Genomic DNA, 20,347 nt, shown 5'->3' on the forward strand with positions numbered 1-20,347 from the left:
GGCATGTGGCGGCGATTCTTGGCAGTTGGGTAAGGTGGAGCATGCGAGTTCTCCCAGTAGAGCCCGTTGAAACATGATTGGAACTGGCTGGGCACCGGGTCGTCGTTCCCCGTACTTTTCGTATCTCGTGACGACGGTGCGCAGGTCAATCTCATGTCAGCATCCGCCGGATGTCAATGTTGCTTTGTGGTATTTTGTGTTTTTATGACCGAATATGCAGCGATTGCCGGATCGACCGGCCTCCGCTATCAGCTTTGCCATCATTTCAAGGGGCTGGCCCATGACTCCATCGAGACGACACCGCGACATCTTCCGGCTGCTGCAGCGCGACGGGACGATCACGGTTTCCGAACTGGCAAGCAAGTTGGGCGTCTCCCTGGAAACCGTGCGGCGCGACTTAAAGCCGCTGGCCGGGAACGGCTCGGTCATCAAGATGCATGGTGCGGTCGGGCTGCCGTCGGTCGCGGGAGAAGCGCCGTTCGAGAAGCGCATGCGCGAGAACAGCGACGCCAAGAAGGCGATCGCGGAATCGGTCGCGGCGACCATCCGCGACGGCGATTCCATCATGATGGACACCGGCACGACGACGAGCTTTCTCGCCCGCGCGCTTTTGTCCCGCCGCCGTCTGACCGTGGTGACCAATTCCTCCGACATCGCCCGGACGCTCGCGACCGTCAACGACAACAGGGTCTACATGGCCGGCGGAGAGTTGCGCAGCGACAATGGCGCGGCGTTCGGAGCGACGGCGATCGAATTCGCCAGCCGGTTTTCCGTCACCCATGCAATCATCTCGGCCGGCGCCGTCAACAGCCGGGGCGTCATGGACTACGATCTCGAGGAAGCAGAATTCGCCCGCATAGTGCTGAGCCGCGGCAAGCGCGCCATCGTTATCACCGATTCCTCGAAGTTCGGCCGCGAGGGACTGGTGCTGGTCAGCGGCTTTGCCGCCGTCACGGAAATCGCCACGGACAAGCTTCCGCCCAAAGACATCACAGACGCCCTCGACGCCGCCGGCGTCGACCTGCTGCTCGCTTGAGCAGCGGTCGCATCAGTTCCGGGGCCTCGCCCGGCACCGGCAACGAACATGAAAATGGGCATCACCAGCTGCAGCGGACGAAGGTCGCGAAAGCCGTTCGCCACCCGCAAGAGCGTTATAAGGGCCGCCGTAGGGGCCCCGGCATAACGCAGCCGCAGCACCGGGAGGCCGGGACCGCCATGGGATAGCTGCGGTCAATGATATGCTGCCGCCGTTTCAACCGACTCGGGGAGCAAGTCAAGGAACAGTTCGTAGGGCTCGATGTGTCGCAGGATATAACGCCTGTTCGCGTCATTGGTCGGAATGGTAAGATTGTCCGGTCGGGTACCTGCCGTTAAACCCCAGAGGGATATCAAAGGCCGCAAGGAGGCAAAAGGCGTCAAATGCGGTCGGCATCTTCTTGCCAAGCTGGGGGCATCCACACACGTACCGCCCCGATCTGTTGCGCAGACCTGAAAGCTCCGTTTTCGCAAGTTCAATCGCAAGGAGATGCACCTATGTCATCTGCCTTCCCTCCGTGAGCGCCCCACCGCGCTAAGCAGGCATTTTAACGATGTCGGCCGAAGGGGTGCCGGTCTGAGCGGTGAGCCTTCCGTCACGCCCGGCAGATCCCACCATTCGCCGCTCATCTTCTAAAAGTACGATCCTGATTTGCAGCGAAGATCGCAGGACGTCCGTGCTGGCGTGCTTCGACCGGAGAAGGCCCAACGCACAACGGCATCAAGGAGAGTAAAGCGGAGGGTTATCCATGAGACGAAAGCTCTGGATCAGCGATTCACTCGCAAACGCCGTTTGATAGAGTAACGGGGGGAATACAGAAGAACTGATCAAACGACGTTTTCAAATCCCCCGATATGGACGTCCAACTCAGAGCGCTAACGTCGACTGTTCCTGAGGCAGGAAGCCCGGAATCTGTGGGCTGGCCATCCCATAAGGAAACCTCGGAAGTCTGCACCAAAAGGGGCGGTGTCATCACTCCTGATCATCGGCATCGTTCGGCACGTCAAGACCGATATGGGTCTTCTTGCGGAACTCCCGCTGAATAGCCCCTGAATTTGTAGACACCTTCTTTCCTAATTTTGAGGCAAGAAGATCATCATGAGCAAATTGAATTTCAGCGAAGAGTTTAAGCGGGACGCGGTGCGTCAGATCACGGAACGGGGCTATCCGGTTGCGGAAGTTTCGCAGCGGCTGGGTGTGAGCCCGCACTCGCTTTATGAGTGGAAGAGGTTCTCCTCGGCGTCTGGCAATCAGGGCAGCGACCAGGCCGACGAGATAAGGCAGCTTAAAAAAGAACTGGCGCGTGTCACCGAGGAGCGCGACATCCTAAAGAAAGCGACCGCGTTTTTCGCCAAGGATGCAAAGTGAAGTACGCGCTCGTTGCAAAGCATCAACAGCGGTTTTCGGTGCGGACGATGTGCCATCTTTTGCGCATTCATCCCAGCGGCTTTTACGCTTGGCTGCGGACACCCTTGAGCAAGCGGGCTTGTGAAGACGAACGGCAAATTGGTCTTCTGCGGAAAGCCTGGGAGGAAAGTGGCAAGGTCTACGGCTACCGCACGCTTCACGACGACCTGCTCGACCACGGCGAGACATCCTGCCCCAACCGGGTTGCCCGCCTGACACGGATTGCCGGGATAAAGGCTCAGATCGGTTACAAACGCCGTCCTGGAATTTACGGCGGCAAGCTGTCCATTGTCATCGACAGCACTCTGGATCGGCAATTCGACGTCGCGGACCCGGACAAAGCCTGGGTCACCGACATCACCTACATCCGAACCAACGAAGGCTTCGCCTATCTCGCGGTGGTGATCGATCTCTATTCCCGCCGCGTCATCGGCTGGTCGATGCAGAGCCGACAGACAACGGATGTCGTGCTGCAGGCGTTGCTGATGGCTGTCTGGAGACGAAAGCCAAAGGAAAAGGTTCTGGTGCATTCGGATCAGGGATCGCAATTCACCAGCATGGACTGGGCATCCTTCCTAAAGCACCACAATCTGGTTCACTCGATGAGCCGACGCGGTAATTGCCATGATAACGCTGTAGCCGAAAGCTTCTTCAATCTGCTGAAGCGCGAGCGGATACGGCGAAAAGTCTATCGGTCACGAGACGAAGCCAGGCAGGACGTATTCGATTACATCGAGATGTTCTACAACCCGAAACCCAAACATGTCAGAAACGGAATACTGTCACCTGTCGAGTTCGAAGAGCAGCAGAAAACGTAACCCGAGGGTGTCTACCAAACGCGGGGCTATTCAACTCGACACATCCCCCAGTCTCTCCTCAACCTTCCATTGGTCCGGATGAGCGCTCGGCTTCGAACTTGGCGGCTTCTTCGACGACGGACAATCGCCAGTCCACCGGCTCTCAAAAGATGGTGAGGCCGTGGGAGAGGTAGTCAGCGGGAATGTTGGAGAATGGATCGACATGGATCACCAGGATCCACAATCCGGCGAGTGCAGTAATCGAGAAGATCGTGCATGCGAGTCTCCCGGCCGCTGGGCGGTCGATATGCAGAATGGCGACCGTGACCATGGTCAGGAAGGTGAACGACAGCAGCAGATACCATTTCGATGGGTCGATCAGGCTGACATTGATGCCGAGCCGCGCATTGCGCGCATCCTGAAGCTCGTCGAAGTCGCTGACGATCTTTGCCCCGACGGCCGCAGGAATGGTGGATCCCACGGTCCTCAGAACAGTCATTCGGATATCCTGGACCGCGGCATCGACGCGCGGATCGCCGAACGCGGCGCCCCGGTGGCCAACGCCTTCAGTGTCTTTCACAAGACGCACATAACGGGTGACGCTGTCATGCAGTTGAGGGATGTCGAGCGCCGATGGTGCCGCCACTCCGAGCAGCCTCATCACTGACGACCGTTCCGCAGCAATGACCTGGTCGGCCCTGTTGCCGAGGCTCCACAGGTCGGAGGCCGCAAAGCCCAGCGAGAGCGCCCAGGCGGTTGCGACCACGCCCATGAAGGCGGGAACCGGAACGTACCTGTCGCCCGGACCCAATGCTCGGGGCCCCCATCTGAACACGAAAAGAGCAACGACCAGACATGAGCCGACGAAGAGGATCGTCGTCAGGAGAAGCAGCGGTTTCGGAAGCAGCAGAATGTGTTGCACGACGCTTCTCCGGTCAGTGTTGAACAATGAGCGGACTATGTGCGACACCCGCATGCTTGCGGATATTGGTTACGGCCGCAGTCAGGCGATCATTGCCTGCGACAACCTTGCGCCCAGCCGCCACCAGCCGGTCCACCTGCGCGGTTTCCAGGGTCAGGCGTGTCGGGATCAAGTTGAGATCCCGCGTGGTTTCCGGGTCGACGCCGGCAAAGGAGAGATGCTCGACCATCGCGTTGACGTCGCGACAGTTCCAGCCGGCCGTCGTTCCGCAAATCCGCCTGACTTTCTCGAGCGACAGGCTGCAGCGGTATCTGACGAGTTGGTCCCGCCATATCGACACTGCCTGACGCAGCGCGTCGATTTCATCGCGCAAGGCTGCCGACATGCTTGTGTCGGTTGCCGCCTTAAGGAGCGGTCCGATGGGGAGATTGTTCATGTTGCGACCCCATGTCTCGGTCTGGCCACGTCCGGCATCGGCAATCACGAAGATGAAATGGCGCAACTTCACGGCCTCTTCCGCCGACAATGGACCATGCGGGCTGTCGGCTGCGGCACGTTCGAGCACAAAGCCGGTAATGCCGAGATTGTCCGTCAGCCCGCCGTCCAGCAGTCTGACATAGTTCAGATCGGATTCATTCTGATAGGCGTTCAGCGCCTCGGCATAGGCCCGCAGGCGGATTGAATGACGCGGGTCCGCAAGCGCCCGTGTCAGCCATTGCGGTCGCTCATAGTGGCATTGCGCCCGTTTCGTCTGCAGAACGACCGGGCTGAACACCACCGGAAATGCCGCCGATGCGGCGACGGCGTCGGAGATGCGAACCTTGTCCAGGTCGCTGCAGAGCGCGGCAAAGGTGTCGTATGTGAACAGAAACGGCGTCCGATTGTAGATGTCGGAGGCATTGATCCAGACCGTCGGTGCATTTGGCCATCTGAAGCTGGAAAGGTCGGCCTCGTCGAAAAGATTGTTATCGAGCCAGCGTGCAAATGTGCTGCGATCGTTCACGCCGCCGGACAGCGCACGAGACAGCGTGATCGGCGACATCATGCTGGTTCGCATCGTGGCTTCCGGGTCCTGATAGAGGAACCGCCGGTCCAGATCACGATATCCGTCTCGTCCCTTGTAACCGAAATAGGCCGCGACCACAGAACCGCCCGATACTCCGGAGATCATTCTGATGTTGTCGACCATCGAGCGGCGATAGGGGACTTCATCGACGACGATGTCGTCCAGCGCGGTCAATACGCCATAGGAAAATGCCGATGCCCGCATGCCGCCGCCCGAAAACGCGAGTGCGACGACGGTGGATCCATCGTCGCCGCCGTCGGCTATGAATCTCGGCGTGGGCGGCGGAGCATCCGAACCGGCAAGGTTGATGGGACCGACATCCTTGGCCGCGCAGCCGTAGAGACACGCCAACGAGGCAATCAATGCACAAATAGACTTCAACCCGGTCACGTTTCTCCCCCCGCGAGAACTCAAAGGCCACCCATTGTAGTGATGTCAAACCTGCTAACAAATCCTTTCGTTTCGTTCCTGTCCCGAAACGTCAAGGTGCAAGCCGCCCTTGAGAGGGCTGGAAAGTTTCGTTCGGCAGGCGGTCGGAGACGGACTTCACGAACTGCAAGATGAGTTCTGCGATCTTGATTATTGCCGTAAATGGACGCCAAGACCCCCTTGATCGAAAAGGATACTCCAGGGCACGCATGCTCCCTCGGCGCCGCATAGGGTGAGGAAAAACCTGATGCAAGGTATTGTTCGCTGAGCGAACAATTCAACATCCTGATCTTGGCGGGTTTGGAAGACTGAACTACCAGTTACGCGTCAACGGGTACGATAGGAGGTCGCTATCTGGCTGACAGCCATTTCCGACAACGAGCGGATAGCCGCACACCCGCTGCAAGATACGCGGACCTCAGGGAGGATTACATGACCAAGTTCACCAGAAGACATTTCCTTGGCACTACGCTGGCAGCCGGCGCCATGACGATTTCGGCTCCTGCCGTGCTACATGCCGCACGCGTTACAAATCTGCGCTTTGCCAATTTCGCCGGCCCCAACGCCTTCATGTCGACCGACATCTTCCGTCCGTGGTTCGACAAGATCGAGGCCGCTTCTGAAGGCACGCTGAAGATCGATATGTATGACGGCGGTTCGCTTGCGGCTGCAGCGGATGTCTATGACGCCGTGCGCAAGGGCGTCGCCGATCTGGGATGGGGTGTTACCAGTTATACGCCGGGCCGCTTCGTGGCTGCCACGGTGTGCGAACTGCCCTTCGAGGCGCCCAGTTGTGCTGCCGCCTCGGCGGGTCTCTGGTCAACCTACGAGGCCGGTCTACTCGATGGCTTCAAGGGCGTCGAGATCATGGCTGTGATGTCCTCCGGTATCCAGCTTGCGCATGCTACCAAGGACTTCCGCATGCCCGCGGACCTCAAAGGCGAGCGCGTGCGCGCCGGGGGTGCTGCCGCTGCGCGCATGTGGGAGGCGTTCGGCGCCATCCCTGTTTCCCTTCCCGCCTCTGATATCGCCGAAAGCCTTTCAAAGAACACGCTCACCGGTTCGATGAACGACTGGAATGCCCTGCAGACATGGGGGATCATGGAGTTCGTTCGTTATCATGTTGATGTGCCACTCGGCTCTTCTCCCTGCTTCCTGACGCTAAACAAGGATACATTTGCGGATCTTCCCGAGCCCGCCAAGGCGGCGATCAAGGCGCATTCCGGCCCCGTCTTCAACGCGCATTGGGCTGAGAAGCTGGATGGCGAGAACGCCAGGTTGCGGGCAGAAGTGGACAAGATGAGCAATCATGCCATCCATGTACCGGATGCGGCCGCCGTCGCCGAAGCGCATGCCTTCCTCGAACCCATGCGAGCCGCCTGGATTGAAGCGACGCCGAACGGCCAGCAGGTACTTGACCTCTTCCGAAAGAGCGTCGAGGAGTTTGCCAAATCATGAGCGGCGGCGTCGCAACTGAATGGCTCCGGGAGAAATCCCGGAGCCAGACGTTTTTCGGGAGGTTTGGCATGACGAAATTGTCGTCGGGTTTGATGTATGCGGCCATGGTCGGCCTGATGTTGCTGGCTGTGGCAACAGTGGTGGATGTCGGCGGACGCAAACTTGTCGATGGTTTCTCCGTTCGCGGCATTTATGAACTGTCCAGTTTGCTCATGGCCGTGATTGTCGCCATGAGCGTGGCACCCGCCTTCCTTCAGCGCCGCAATCTTACACTCGATCTATTCCTGCCTCGAATGGGTGACGCGCGCGTGCTGGGACTGTTCGCGGCGGTCCTGGAAATGATATTCCTGTCGCTCGTCGCTTGGCAGATTTATCTGCGCGGCGTCGATGCTGTTGAATTTCACGAGACGACGAGCCTGCTGGAAGTGCCCGTCGCCCCCTTCTGGTATGTCACGAGTTTTGCGCTGGTCTTCGCCACATTGGCGCTGGCATGGCAAACGTTGCGCAGTTTAGGCGCATTGCTTGAGGCGCCGCGCCGGCAGGTGCTGCGCGCCGTTGTTTCTTTCTCTCTCATCGTCCTGATCGCTGGTCTTCTTATCTGGCAGGTTGCATCCGGTGATCTCGGTCCCGGCTGGCGGGCGACGGCTGCCTTCGTTACGCTTTACCTTCTGCTACTTGGCGGTCAGCCGATCGGTATAGGGCTCGGACTTTCAGGCTTTGTCTTCCTGCTGGTCGATATAGGTTCGCGACAGGCTTTTGCGGTCGTCGGCAACGAAGCGATCAAGGCATTTTCTTCCACCAGCCTTTCGGCGATCCCGCTTTTCATGCTGATGGGGGCATTCGCTGTGCGCGCAGGGATGGCCCGCGATATTTTCAGCGCCGCAAGCGCCTTGACCGCGGGGCTTCGCGGCGGGTTGCCGGTGGCCAGCATTCTCGGCTGTGCCGCCTTCGGAGCCATTTCAGGGTCTTCTATCGCCACCACCGCCACGTTTGGCAAGGTCGCCTTTGGCGAAATGAAGGCGCGCGGCTACGACACGGCGCTGGCCACCGGTTCTCTGGCCGCAGGCGGAACGCTGGGAGCGTTGATTCCGCCGTCGGTGGTCCTGATCATCTATTGCGTTCTGGTCGAGGTCTCGATCCTCGATGCCTTCATGGCCGCGTTGATACCGGGGCTGCTGGCGGCGGCGCTCTATGTCGTGGCGATTATGATCAGCATTCGTCTGCGCCCGGAGCTTTCGCCCGCGCCGTCGGGCTTCGACACAAGGATGTTTTTGCGCGCCCTTCTCGCTGCATGGCGTCCGATCCTATTATTCACCCTGGTCCTTTCGGGGCTTTACGGCGGGGTCTTCACCACACAGGAAGCGGCGGCAGTCGGTGCAGTTCTGGCGCTGGTCTTTGCTCTCTTCAGCCCTGAGTTCACGCTGCGCGGTTTTTGGAACAGCCTCGCCGAGGCGGCGGTCAACTCGGCCGCGATCTATGTCGTCGTCGCCGGGGCAAACATGTTTGCCGCCTATCTGACGATGACGGACATCACCACGACTGTGTTGACTGTGGTCGATCTGAACACGACCCCCTACTGGTTGATACTGCTGTGCATTGTCATCATGTACCTGATCCTGGGTAGCGTGTTCGATACGATGGCGGCGGTTCTCGTTACGGCGCCTTTCATCATTCCGCTGATTACCGCGATGGGATACGATTTGATCTGGTGGGGCATCGTCATGCTGTCACTGGTCGAAATCGGCATGATCACGCCACCAATCGGGATGAATGTGTTCGTCATGCAATCGGTCATCGCGCGCGAGGTGCCGCTTTCCACCATCTTCCGCGGTACGGTTCCCTTCCTCATGGCAGATGTGGTTCAACTCCTGCTACTGATCCTCTTCCCGATAATCTCGCTTTGGCTGCCAGGGGTATTGTGACATGCCGGAAAAAAGAGTTGCCCTTGTTGTCGGCGCCGCAAGCGGTATCGGCGCCGCGACAGCGCGGCGGCTGGCGCGGGACGGGTTCCGCCTCGCCGTCGCCGATCGGGACCAGGCGGCGTTGGCAGGCGTTGCCACGGAGACTGGCGCTTGCGCGTTCCCGGTCGATATCGCTGATGAAGCCTCGGTGACGACACTCTTCGATGCCGTGGAAGCGGCATTGGGGCCGGTGGCAGTCCTTGTCAACACAGCGGCGATATCGCCAATGAAGCCAGGCGGCGGCATGCTGGGCATGGCCGATACGTCATCGGATGTCATCCGGCGCGTCATGGATATCAACGTCTTGGGGGCGCTTTGGCTCAGCCGGGAATATTCTCTCAGGGCCGACCGTGTCGAAAGAGGAGACGGGCGGGTCGTTCTGCTTTCCTCCTCGGCGGCACGGCTTGGCGGTATGCGCTCGGCGGTGGTCTACAGCACATCCAAGGGCGCAATTCAGTCCCTCGTCAAGGGACTGGCGCGGGAACTCGCGCCCCGCGCCATCACTGTCAATTGCGTGGCGCCTGGACTGGTGGATACACCTATGTTGCGCGCCGGTCTCGATCCGGCACAGGACGAGGAAGCCAATAAGGCCGTCCCACTCGGGCGCATCGGCACAGCGGATGAAATGGCCAATGCCATTGCCTGGCTGGTTTCCGATCAGGCCGCCTACATGACCGGCGCGACGCTGGACGTGAATGGCGGCTACCATATGCTCTGAGGGTTTCATGAAGAGCTGGCATCAGTCCAGCGTCGACCTGGACAATTATCCGCTCTATCGCCAGTCGATGCAGCGGAACTACGATGCCGTCCTGCCCGCTGGTACCGAGGTGCACTTCACAGGGGGTGCCGCTTTCGACCTGGTCAGGCTTGTCCCCGAGCAGCCGGTGGCTAAATCTGAAGTTGCGGCGGCAGCGCGGCTATGTCCACCGCCGCGGCTGCGGCGCATGCCCTGAGATCATCGAGATGCCGCTCGGCGATCTCGGCCGGCGTCGCGGATGAACGGAAGAAGATGATATTCACTGCGCCATAGAGCCTTCCGCCTGCATGCAGCGGCACGGCGATGGCGCTGATGTTTTCCTGGCTTTGCCCAACCGACAACGCATAACCGAGCCGGTATACTTCCTGTGCTGCCTTCGCGACGCGCTCAGGATTGGCAATCATGTCCGCCTCCCGGGGATTCTTGGTCCGCAGGATAAGGCTTGCCTGACGGATTTCCTCCTCCGACATTGCACTCAGTATCGCCTTGCCAAGCGAGGAATACATCAGCGAACGCTCCTTGCCGACCATGCGACTGTGAACCGACATCGGGCTTAGCCTGTGGGTTGAATGGCGTATGCGTACGGCCCCGAGATGGAAGCTGGCGAAATCGCTCGGCCAGAGGATCTTCGCCGTGAGCGCCCGCATATGCGGCGCAACGGCCTGCGCTACCAGGTCGTCGGTCTTCAGTCCTTCACCGAGACGATGCGCCTTCGATGTGAGCGCGAGAAGCCGATCGTCCTCGCGCCGGGTGACGTAGCCCAGCCGGATCAGTGTCTCGGCGATCCGGTAAAGCGAACTGCGGTCTATACCCGTCATGTCCCTGAGCTCGCTTATCGAGGCCCACCCCGTGTCGCTTAACGCCTCGAGCACGGTCAGGCCGCGAGCGATGGCCTCGACTGGACGGTAACTCTCATCTGGAGTGATTTGCATACATGAACCTCGATCGACCGGAGGCCGGAGCTGATCGGGATACTTGGCGTCTAACCGGATCACGGTCAAGTCCGCCGCCTACAGGTCAGCGCGCCCGACCGTTTGCGGCGGTCGCATCGGCGCTCTGTTCGCCTAACGAACTTCAGAGACTCTGCGCTTGAGGATGAGTGTGGTTTTGAGGAAGTTGAAACATCTGCAAAATCAAGCCGCTGCGAGATGCACGGCGGCGTGTCCGGTGCGAAGATGTGTTCGCCCGCAAGGCACTATCGGTAAGGGAGGAAGGAATGCTTGTTGGATCAGTGTGCATGTCGCACAGTCCGCTGATCGACCGGAACCGGGCGGATTCCGGCGTCGAGGCTCGCTTCAATGCGGCTGTGGATACGGCCGCGCAGTTCGTCAAAGAGACGCGGCCCGATTTGGTGGTGATCATTTATCCTGACCACGTCAACGGCTTTTTCTACAACCTGCTGCCGTCGTTCTGTGTCGGTATCGCGGGCAAGTCGATCGGCGACTTCGGCACAGCTGTCGGGGCGTTGGACATACCGGAAGTGCGCGCGCTGTCGCTCGCCCGTTCCGTTCTCGATCAGGGCGTGGACACTGCCATTTCATACCAGATGGATGTGGATCATGGCGCGATGCAGCCCTATGAATATCTGACCGCGCATCTTGACGTACCCGCGATCATTCCCGTTTTTGTGAACTGCGCCATGGCGCCACGCCCAACCTGGGAACGGGTCCGCGCGCTTGGCCGCGCTATCGGTCACTGGGCAAGAGAAGAGGCCGGTGAGCGGGTGCTGATCATCGGTTCTGGCGGACTGTCGCATGATCCGCCCATTCCCAACATCATGACGTCTCCGGCCGCTGTGCGCCGGCAGCTTATTGAGGGCAATGCGCTCAGCCATGCCCAGCGTCATGCCCGCCAGAGCAGGGCAATGGCCGAGGGGCCGGCACTTGCTGCCGGAAAGTCCGAAATCCTGCCGCTCAATCCAGAATGGGACCGTCGCCTGATGGCGGCTCTTGTGGCGGGCAATCTTTCCGTTCTGGACGAAAGCCCGGATGAGCTAATTACCCGTACGGGCGGTCGCGGTGGCCATGAGGTACGCAGCTGGGTTGCGGCTCTGGCCGCCATGGGTGCGGGATACCGGGGCGAGGAGCTCTTCTATGAGCCGATTGATGAGTGGATCACCGGCATGGGCATCATGACGGCCCGTCCGGGCTGAACCGCGACGCCGCACCGTCGCCACCTGCCAGGGTGGGCGGCACACTTCCCAATCCATTACAGGAATAGATGATGTCCGAATTCCACAATTCCGTTTGGAGCGACCTGACCGGCGTTTCATTCTCGCAAGGTTTTCTCGATGCAGGGGGTATCCGCACCCGGTTCATTGCCTCTGGCTCGCCCGACAAGCCGCTTCTGCTGCTGCTGCATGGCACGGGCGGCCATGCCGAGGCTTACAGCCGCAATCTCGGCGCGCATGGCGAGCATTTCCACACGGTCGCCATCGATCTGATCGGTCATGGCTGGACCGATAAGCCTGCGAAAGGTTACGAGATCGGCGACTATGCAGCCCATGTGCTGAAGGTCATGGATGCGCTTGGCCGCAAGCGCGCGTCGATTTCCGGGGAATCGCTTGGCGGCTGGGTCGCAGCCTATATCGCCATCCATCATCCTGAACGTGTCGAGAAGCTGGTTCTGAACACGTCCGGAGGCTGGACCGCTCACCCGGAAGTGATGAACCGCCTGAAGACGCTGTCCATGGAGGCGGTCAATGACCCCAATCCGGAGCGTATCCGCCAGCGTCTGGAATTCCTGATGCACGATAAGTGCAAGGTGAATGACGATCTGGTGGAAACCCGCCGCGCCATATATGCGCAGCCCGCGCTGAAGGCGGTCATGCCGGAAATTCTCTGCCTTCAGGAAATGGAAATTCGCCGCCGCAACATGTTCACGCCCGAGCAGACGTTGCATATCAAGGCGCCCACGCTGGTGCTCTGGACCTCGCACGATCCGACCGCCACCCCGGAGGAAGGTCGAAACATTGCGTCCTCCATTCCGGGTGCGAAGTTTGTCGTGATGAACGAATGTGGGCACTGGCCCCAATTCGAGGATGCACCATTGTTCAACCGGATTCATCTGGAGTTTCTTCGTGCCGAGTGAACTTGAAGCAATTGCCGCCGCCCTGCGTGCGGCCGAATCCGATGGCCGGCCGATTGCTCCGGTGCGCGACAGAATCACCACCGCCAGCGAGGCCTATGAGGTTCAGGAGATCAACACGCGCCTGCGCATTGCATCAGGCGGGCGGTTGGTTGGCCGCAAGATCGGCCTCACCAATCCGGCCGTTCAGAAGCAGTTGGGTGTCGACCAACCCGACTACGGCATGCTCTTCGCCGACATGGACATGAACCACGGCGCCGAGCTGCCCTGGTCGCAGGGCGCGCAATGGAAGGTGGAAGCCGAGCTTGCCTTCATTCTGAACCGGGAACTGCCACATGCGGACTGTTCGATGGCCGAGGTTCTTCGCGCGGTGGAATATGTGGTTCCATCGATCGAGATTGTCGGTTCGCGCATAGCGGACTGGGATATTCGCTTCGTGGATACCGTCGCCGACAATGCATCCTCCGCCTTCTTCACCCTTGGCCCTTCGGCGCGACGGCTGTCGGGAACCGATCTTCTCGATTGTCGCATGGAGATGACCTGTGGTGACGAGATCGTCAGTCAGGGCACAGGCCGCGCCTGCCTTGGCTCGCCGTTGAACGCGGTTTTGTGGTTGGCCCGCACCATGGCTTGCGTCGAGCGACCACTGGCTGAAGGTGATGTGGTGCTGTCCGGCGCGCTTGGTCCCATGGTAGCCGCCCGTCCGGAGGCTCGTTTCACGGCCCGCATCGAAGGCTTCGGCGAGACCGCCATCGCCTTTGGCGCTCGCTAACGGCCGACCCCGGCCTTGTGCGTGGATGGTCGCGGGCCAAGACAGCGACCATCCTGTTCTCATCGAAAAATCGCGTCACCACGTAGGCCACGCTTTGGTGGACGCAGCGGTGGTGCTCTTTGACACGAAGGAATGCGATGAAGCCTGAACTTCTCGTAGTCGTTCCACCGCGCCCTCGCCAGATGGCGCAACTGGAGCGGGATTATGTTTTGCACCGGTATGACGGGCTGGCGCCCGAGGCGGCCCGCGAGCTGCTCCTGGATGTGGGGTCGCGCATACGCGGCGTGGTCATTAGCGGCGGCGTTGCCTTTGGGCAGCGCGAACTGGAACGGATGCCGTCGCTCGAAATCGTTGCCAGCGCCGCTGCCGGTTACGAGGAGATCGACAGTGATTTCGTGCGCGCGCGCGGCATCCGGTTCACCACCGGATCGCTGACTGCCTGCGAGGACGTCGCCGATATGGGCATGCTGCTGCTGATGGCGGCGCGGCGACAATTGCTGGCTGGCGACCGCTGGGTGCGGTCGGGCGAATGGGAACGGCAAGGCATGATGCCGCTCGCCCGTTCGAATGCAGGCAAGAAACTCGGTATCGTTGGCATGGGGGTGATAGGTCGGCGCATCGTCCCGCGTGCCCTTGTCTTCGGGCAGGAGGTCGCTTATTTCGCCCGCTCGCCGCAGCCCGCGGTCACGGCCCGGTTCGAGCCTGATCTTCTCGCCCTCTCAAGCTGGGCCGACGCGTTGATCGTTATCGTGTCCGGCGGGCCGTCCACGCGCAATCTGATCGATGCGCAAGTGATCGGCGCGCTGGGGCCGGATGGTGTTCTTGTGAATATTTCGCGAGGCAGCGTGGTAGACGAGGAAGCGCTGATCGCGGCGCTTTCCACAGGCGGCCTTGCTGCTGCCGGGCTGGATGTCTTCGCCTCGGAACCCGCGCCGGATCCGCGTCTTCTTGCCCTTGCGAATGTCACGCTCATGCCGCACCACGCATCGGGTACCGTGGAAAGCCGGGATGCGATGGACCAGCAGGTCGTTGACAATCTTGCCGCGCATTTTGCAGGCAAGCCTCTTCTGAGCGCCATCATCTGATAACCGGAGCTGCATCGGTCATGTCCGACTTCCTGAACGAACTGCCCGAGGGCGTCGCCATCATCGATGCCGATGTCATGGAACGCTATCTCACCGATTTCCGCCGCAAGTATACAGGCAGGGCCATGGCCGTGCTGCGCCCGCGTTCAACCGAAGAGGTGGTGTCCTGTGTGCGTCTTTGCGCCAAGCATGGTGTGTCGATCGTGCCGCAGGGCGGAAATACATCCTATTGCGCCGCCGCGACGCCGGACGGTAGCGGCAGCCAGGTCATTTTGTCCTTCGAAAGAATGAACCGCATACGTGAGATCGACAGATTGAACCGCTCGGTTACGGTGGAGGCCGGCGTGATCCTCTCAAGCCTGCAGGATGCCGTTGCCTCCGTCGGGCTTGAGTGCCCACTGTCCCTTGGGGCGAAGGGAAGTTGCCAGATCGGCGGCAATATTTCGACGAATGCCGGAGGCATGAACGTTATCGGTGCAGGCGTGACACGGGACCTCGTGCTTGGGCTCGAAGTTGTCCTTTCCGATGGCCAGGTTCTGGATACGCTGGAGCCGTTGCGCAAGGACAATTCGGGCTATGCCGTGGATCAGCTTTTCATCGGCGCAGAGGGAACGCTCGGGCTGATCACGGCCGCGACCCTGCGCATGCGCCGCCTTGCTGAAAAGTCAATGACCGCGTTTCTTGCCTGTCCCTGTCTCGAGAGCGTGCCGTCCATGCTGGATCGCGTCCAGGCTGCGACCGGCGACGGTGTGAGGATCTTCGAGTATATCGGTCACGACGCGATGGACAGGCTGCTGTCGACGCGGTCGGAATTGCGCCTGCCGCTAGAACGCAAAAGCCCACACTATCTTTTGGTCGAGGTGGCAACAGGCACAAGCGCCATGCCGCTCGAGCATGTTTTCGAGGCACTCGTTGGGGACTTCATGGAAGAGGGGCTGTTGACGGATGGGGCAATCGCCGCCAGCGATACCCAGCGTCTAGCGCTGATGGATTTACGCGAAAGCATTCCCGAGGGCGAGGTGCTGTCCGGCGGTTCCGTGAAGCACGATGTCGCGGTGCGTCCGTCACGTATCGCCGATTTCATAGAGCGAGCATCGGCGATCGTGCTTGAGCGAGGGTGTGGAGCGCGTCTTTCGGTCTATGGTCATGTCGGCGACGGCAACGTGCACTTCAACGTTTTGCCCGCACCCGATAATCCCGTTGTGACCAAGGAATGGATCGAGACGGAATTGTCGCCATCAATCTACAGGCTGACAAGGGAGATGGGCGGCACCTTCAGCGCCGAATACGGTATCGGTCAGGCAAAGCTTAGCCTGAACGCAGCCTATGGCAATCCGGTGAAGAGCGAACTGATGCGGCGTATCAAGCGCGGCATTGATCCTCAAAACCGTTTCAATCCCGGAAAGGTCGTCGCCAGGGACGCGTGATCTGGCCTTATCTTCCTGTCGCTTGGCTCGTAATGGGGTTCTTCCTTACTCGAGTGGTGTGGAGGGAGTATACGTGCCATCGGCAATTCAGGTCCGACCGCCGCGGCATCCCGCTTCAGCTGCCGCAGGATGGAGTTGTCGCTGCGCTCCCCAGGACGGCCGCCCGTGCTTGCGCCAGCAAATTGACAATCTCGACTACCCTCGTCGTCTGTTGCGAATAAGCGGAGACAACTGTCGTCAGGCATTCCGTGAACGTCTGGAGTAAACATGAACGATGCGCATATCGCCAGCGGCTCAGTGCGCGCTTGACCTCCACGGCGTGTCCTTGAATCGGCAAGTCAGTCGTGATCTGTGAAGAATGACCTCGAGCAGCTGTTCGTCCGATAACAGGAATAGGTTAAAGCCGCTACTCGGCGAGCTCTGAAGCACTTCGCACCTGCGCCGTTCAGACACCAATGGAAGATACAGGATCAAAAGCCCTGGCGGCGCAATTCTGTCGCAATACGCTCACGCGATGCCATATCTCGCGTCGAAAATGCGCTAAAGTAGTGCGCCGAATTTGCATCTGGCTTGAGACGGCGGACTTTCTGTCGCCAGCGGGCCGCCTGTTCATGACGCTCGGCCAAGCCGTTCGCGACAAGTGCAATCATGGCAATGAGATAATGTGCGCCGGGCGTGGTAGCCGCGCGGTCGGCCCAGGCGGCTGCGGCCTCATAGTCCTCTTGCTGGATCAGCATCAGCGCCCGAACACCGTGAATGCCATAGAGCAGCGGGTCGAGCGGACTCAGATGCAGCGAGGTGTTTAACGCGGCGTGTGCGCCAGGCGCATTTCCTGCAATCATTGCCGTGAAACCGGCGGCGTAGAAGCCTTGCGCATAGTTCGGATTTAGTGTCGTCGCGCGTGCCAACCATTCGGCGGCGATATCGGGCTCGTCGGACAGCCAAAATGTGCGCCCCATGGTGAAGTTCGCAAAGGGGTCGAGGGGGTCCAACTCCAAACTCCGCTCGGCATGCTGCCGCGCGTTGCGTGCAGCCAATGCCGGATCCGGCGTCAAATGCAGGAACGCTTCCACAAAGCTGGTGAAAGACAGGCCCGCATGGGCGCGCGCGAATTGGGCATCCGCCGTAACAGCTCGTTCGAAGCAGCATTTCGCCAACGCAGTGTCGGTTTCCGTGAACCGATAAAGATGACCGAGACCGATGTGGTAGTTCGCCCAGGCGTCCAGTCCGGCCGGATCGCGCAATCGTGCGATGCGCGCCTCGTTGTCGGGTATGTGCACCTCAAGCGCCGACACCAGGTGCGCCACAATTCGCGCCCTCAGATCGGGAGCCGCATCAACGGCAGCCGCAAGCCTGTCTGCCCAGATGATCTCGCGCGAGCTGGCGTCGGTCAGCTCAAGGGTCACCGCGATGTTACGACCGGTATTTTCGATGGCCCCGGACAGGACGTAGCGCGCTGCAAGTGCTGTCGATACAAGATCAACATCTGCGGCGACCTGTCGGAAGCGAAAGGTCGATCCCCGGGCGATGACGGCAAGCCATCGAAGGCGCGACAATGCCTCGATGATTTCGTGCGGGATCGCGTCGCCAAGTATGGCGAGTTCCGGCACCACGCCAAGCCGCTGAAAGGGCAGAACAGCGATCGAGGGACGCTCGCCGGGACGACAGGATGGCCGGTGGACCATATCCCCTGGAGTCGCATGCAAGAGTGGTGAAGTCGTCAGTACCTCGGGAATGAAGCGGAACCCTCGGCCGTGAATTGTGCGTATCATGGCCTGTTGCGTACCGTCGTCGCCGAGGGCCTTGCGGGCTGAGCGGATGCGACTGGATATGCTGGCGTCCGAGACTGCCTCACCTTGCCAGACAGCGGCGACAATCTCGTCCTTGGTGACCATGTGGTCACGGTTTCGGACAAGATAAATGAGCAGGGAAAGCACCTGTGGCTCAAGCCGTACCGGCTCATCTCCACAGCATAGCTGAAATCGATCCGCATCAAGTCGAAAGTCGCCGAATGACCAAGCCATGCGACAACATACAGCAGAAAACCCGGATTCTACAGGAAATCTTCAGAACTCCGTCAAGCTTGCTCGAAGCAGATGCCACAAGATCAGCGGGTACAACTGTCTCAACCATGGCAGGACTCAAGCAGAAGTGGAGCAAACGATGCAAGAAAACGCGATAGAGATAAGACGGTTCGAAACGCCTGATCAACGCCTCGATATGAAGGAGCGTGGGGGCATCTCAATTCTCAAGATGGCCGACGGCAGTGCGGGGATGCACGCGATTTTCGAGCCCGGCTGGACCTGGGAGGCCGACGAGAAACCGTTGCTTGGCTCGCCCGACGCCTGCCCGATGCGACACACGGGCTACTGTATTTCCGGAAAGCTCGTCGTCCGCATGATCGACACCGGCATCGAGACGCACATAAGCACCGGTGATTTCTTTGAAATACCCCCAGGGCATGACGCCTATGTCGATGGTGGCGATCGGGTGGAGCTGATCCTGTTCGCGCCGCCCGAACACCAACACTGAGCGGATGTCATTCGCGCGAATGTACTGGGGCTGATCAAGAAAACGGGGAGAAGCAATGGACAAGATGATAGTAGGCACAACGCAGGGGCGTGGCAGACTGTTTGCCAGCATCCCCGGGACTGTGGCGATACCGCCGCAATTCGGGTCAGCAGTATCGTCCCGGCCGGTGTTGATATCGGACCGCTCACTCTGTCGGTGTTGCCTCAATCGTATTCCTTGAGGAATTCCGAGACGGTTTGCAGGCAGAGCTCCTTTTCCTCCACGTGGGGCATGTGGCTCGATTGCTCAAAGACCACCCAGCGACAGCCGGGGATATTCTCGACATAGGGGGCGACCACCAACGGCGTTGCCTCGTCATGGCGCCCCGAGATGCGCTTCTTCCCATTGTCGGCCGCGTTCAGCAATCACGTGAGAGCGGAGTCAAGAATTGCGTTACCGATCATGAACTGAGACCCAATTACCACCCGTTTTTGGGGATCAGCGCACTTACAGAAGCAGTCGCGCGACTTCCCGGCCATCGATTGCCTCGATGCGATAGCGATCGTGCGGAGTTCCCCCGGTGGTTTCGGCGGCAATCATGGCGTTCACGACGGCTTCTTCGATGCATTGGACTGCGGCGCTATAGGTAGGATCGAGGATCTCGTCGTTGACCATTTCGAGAGTTAACACCGGGCCGGCCTTGTGGCGCATTGGATGGGGATTGGCGGTCGAGAAGGCGAGGAAGATGTCGCCGGAATTGTTGCCGCCGATGGTGCCGTTGCGGCCGATGCCGATGGCGCCGCGCCGGGCGAGCTTCTGCAACTGGTGGGGCGCGAGCGGCAGGTCGGTGGCGATCACCACGATGATCGAGCCGCGCTCGGAAAGGCCGGGATCGTTCTGCTTCAGCAGTTTGCCGACCGGCGCGCCGCCGATCGTCAGCCAGTCGCGCTGGCCGTGATTGGCCTGCACCAGGGCAGCGACCGTGTAAGGCTCGCCGTCGAGTGCGATCCGTCGCGAGGCGGTGCCGGTGCCGCCCTTGAAGCCGTAGGCGATCATGCCTGCGCCGCCGCCGACATTGCCTTCCGCGACCGGGCCGGGTTTCGCGCCGTTCAGTGCCGCAAAGACATGATCGACGGTCACATGCTGGCCGTTGATGTCGTTGAGCAGCCCGTCATAGGTTTCGGCCACCACCGGCATGATCCACAGATGCTCGTCGCCTTCGTAGGTCGCGGCATATCGGTCGATCATCCAGCGCACCGCGCCGTGATGGGTGATGCCGACGCTGTGGGTATTGGTGATGAGCACCGGACCGACGAAATAGCCGCCGTCCTCGATCCAGTGCGATCCGGTCATCTCGCCATTGCCGTTGAAGCGATGAATGCCGGCAAAGACGGGAACGGGTTCATCGGCCGTGGCATGCGGCAGGATGGCGGTGACGCCGGTGCGCACCGGCAGCTTGCGGCCGGGCCGGGGCGTTTCCTCGCGGATGGTCGAGAAGCCGACATGGAGACCGGCGACGTCGGTAATGGCGTTGAGCGCACCGGGCGTGCCGTCGAAGGCAATGCCGAAATCGCGGGCGCGCTTTCTGCCGGGTGCGGTCGTGTCGTCGGTCATGGCGTCGCTTCCATTGGC

16 protein-coding genes and 2 pseudogenes are annotated in these 20,347 nt (G+C 60.3%); 11 read left to right on the forward strand and 7 right to left on the reverse strand.

Annotated features, from left to right (window positions below; translation table 11 throughout):
- The first annotated feature begins 280 nt into the window (after positions 1 to 280).
- Both ACWPVA_RS14260 and ACWPVA_RS14265 read left to right on the forward strand, forming a co-directional pair.
- A complete protein-coding gene (locus ACWPVA_RS14260) occupies positions 281 to 1,036 on the forward strand; it encodes a DeoR/GlpR family DNA-binding transcription regulator (protein WP_454288311.1) in 756 nt (251 codons plus the stop codon).
- A gap of 1,098 nt (positions 1,037 to 2,134) precedes the next feature.
- Positions 2,135 to 3,261, forward strand: a protein-coding gene (locus tag ACWPVA_RS14265) for an IS3 family transposase (RefSeq protein WP_454288312.1) whose coding sequence is annotated in 2 segments (ribosomal slippage) — positions 2,135 to 2,375 and positions 2,375 to 3,261 — 1,128 coding nt in all. Because the reading frame shifts where the segments join, the coding sequence is not laid out codon by codon here.
- 142 nt (positions 3,262 to 3,403) lie between these two features.
- Here ACWPVA_RS14265 and ACWPVA_RS14270 read toward each other — a convergent pair.
- A complete protein-coding gene (locus ACWPVA_RS14270) occupies positions 3,404 to 4,162 on the reverse strand; it encodes a bestrophin-like domain (protein ID WP_454288313.1) in 759 nt (252 codons plus the stop codon).
- A 13-nt stretch (positions 4,163 to 4,175) separates the two neighbouring features.
- Complete coding sequence (locus ACWPVA_RS14275; protein ID WP_454288314.1) at positions 4,176 to 5,618, reverse strand: patatin-like phospholipase family protein; 1,443 nt, start codon at positions 5,616 to 5,618, stop codon at positions 4,176 to 4,178.
- Positions 5,619 to 6,089: 471 nt separating this feature from the next.
- On the opposite strand from ACWPVA_RS14275, the gene dctP reads away from it, so the two are divergent.
- The 3 genes from dctP to ACWPVA_RS14290 all read left to right on the forward strand — a co-directional run bounded on the left by dctP (position 6,090) and on the right by ACWPVA_RS14290 (position 9,794).
- Positions 6,090 to 7,115, forward strand: coding sequence for a TRAP transporter substrate-binding protein DctP (gene dctP, locus ACWPVA_RS14280; RefSeq protein ID WP_454288315.1), 1,026 nt, complete (start codon positions 6,090 to 6,092; stop codon positions 7,113 to 7,115).
- A gap of 68 nt (positions 7,116 to 7,183) precedes the next feature.
- Positions 7,184 to 9,037, forward strand: coding sequence for a TRAP transporter large permease (locus tag ACWPVA_RS14285; RefSeq protein WP_454288316.1), 1,854 nt, complete (start codon positions 7,184 to 7,186; stop codon positions 9,035 to 9,037).
- Between the two features lies 1 nt (position 9,038).
- Complete coding sequence (locus ACWPVA_RS14290) at positions 9,039 to 9,794, forward strand: SDR family NAD(P)-dependent oxidoreductase (protein WP_454288317.1); 756 nt, start codon at positions 9,039 to 9,041, stop codon at positions 9,792 to 9,794.
- 170 nt (positions 9,795 to 9,964) lie between these two features.
- Here the strand turns inward: ACWPVA_RS14290 and ACWPVA_RS14295 are convergent, their stop codons facing one another.
- Entirely contained in the window at positions 9,965 to 10,828 is an 864-nt protein-coding gene (locus ACWPVA_RS14295) for an IclR family transcriptional regulator domain-containing protein (protein ID WP_454289599.1), read from the reverse strand.
- A 221-nt stretch (positions 10,829 to 11,049) separates the two neighbouring features.
- Here ACWPVA_RS14295 and ACWPVA_RS14300 point away from each other — a divergent pair, with 221 nt between their 5' ends.
- The 5 genes from ACWPVA_RS14300 to ACWPVA_RS14320 all read left to right on the forward strand — a co-directional run bounded on the left by ACWPVA_RS14300 (position 11,050) and on the right by ACWPVA_RS14320 (position 16,204).
- Positions 11,050 to 11,985, forward strand: coding sequence for a 3-carboxyethylcatechol 2,3-dioxygenase (locus tag ACWPVA_RS14300; RefSeq protein ID WP_454288318.1), 936 nt, complete (start codon positions 11,050 to 11,052; stop codon positions 11,983 to 11,985).
- A gap of 71 nt (positions 11,986 to 12,056) precedes the next feature.
- Positions 12,057 to 12,923, forward strand: coding sequence for an alpha/beta fold hydrolase (locus ACWPVA_RS14305; protein ID WP_454288319.1), 867 nt, complete (start codon positions 12,057 to 12,059; stop codon positions 12,921 to 12,923).
- Complete coding sequence (locus tag ACWPVA_RS14310; RefSeq protein ID WP_454288320.1) at positions 12,913 to 13,692, forward strand: 2-keto-4-pentenoate hydratase; 780 nt, start codon at positions 12,913 to 12,915, stop codon at positions 13,690 to 13,692. Before ACWPVA_RS14305 ends, ACWPVA_RS14310 begins: the two co-directional genes overlap by 11 nt.
- 182 nt (positions 13,693 to 13,874) lie before the next feature.
- A complete protein-coding gene (locus ACWPVA_RS14315) occupies positions 13,875 to 14,777 on the forward strand; it encodes a 2-hydroxyacid dehydrogenase (RefSeq protein ID WP_454288321.1) in 903 nt (300 codons plus the stop codon).
- A gap of 20 nt (positions 14,778 to 14,797) precedes the next feature.
- The gene (locus ACWPVA_RS14320; protein ID WP_454288322.1) at positions 14,798 to 16,204 is read left to right on the forward strand and encodes an FAD-binding oxidoreductase; all 1,407 of its coding nucleotides are present in this window, start codon (positions 14,798 to 14,800) and stop codon (positions 16,202 to 16,204) included.
- A gap of 101 nt (positions 16,205 to 16,305) precedes the next feature.
- Here ACWPVA_RS14320 and ACWPVA_RS14325 read toward each other — a convergent pair.
- Positions 16,306 to 16,568 (reverse strand): annotated as a pseudogene (locus ACWPVA_RS14325) (ISL3 family transposase); the annotation flags it as partial.
- A gap of 106 nt (positions 16,569 to 16,674) precedes the next feature.
- Complete coding sequence (locus tag ACWPVA_RS14330; RefSeq protein ID WP_454288323.1) at positions 16,675 to 18,228, reverse strand: winged helix-turn-helix domain-containing tetratricopeptide repeat protein; 1,554 nt, start codon at positions 18,226 to 18,228, stop codon at positions 16,675 to 16,677.
- A gap of 139 nt (positions 18,229 to 18,367) precedes the next feature.
- Between ACWPVA_RS14330 and ACWPVA_RS14335 the strand changes: the two genes are divergently transcribed.
- Entirely contained in the window at positions 18,368 to 18,736 is a 369-nt protein-coding gene (locus ACWPVA_RS14335; RefSeq protein ID WP_454288324.1) for a hypothetical protein, read from the forward strand.
- A 203-nt stretch (positions 18,737 to 18,939) separates the two neighbouring features.
- Here the strand turns inward: ACWPVA_RS14335 and ACWPVA_RS14340 are convergent.
- Together ACWPVA_RS14340 and ACWPVA_RS14345 are read right to left on the reverse strand one after the other, a co-directional pair.
- A pseudogene (locus ACWPVA_RS14340) lies at positions 18,940 to 19,107 on the reverse strand (alpha/beta fold hydrolase); the annotation flags it as partial.
- Positions 19,108 to 19,222: 115 nt separating this feature from the next.
- On the reverse strand, positions 19,223 to 20,329 hold the full coding sequence (locus ACWPVA_RS14345; RefSeq protein ID WP_454288325.1) for a DmpA family aminopeptidase: 1,107 nt from the start codon (positions 20,327 to 20,329) through the stop codon (positions 19,223 to 19,225).
- Positions 20,330 to 20,347: the final 18 nt, after the last annotated feature.

Source organism: Rhizobium arsenicireducens, assembly GCF_964021225.1.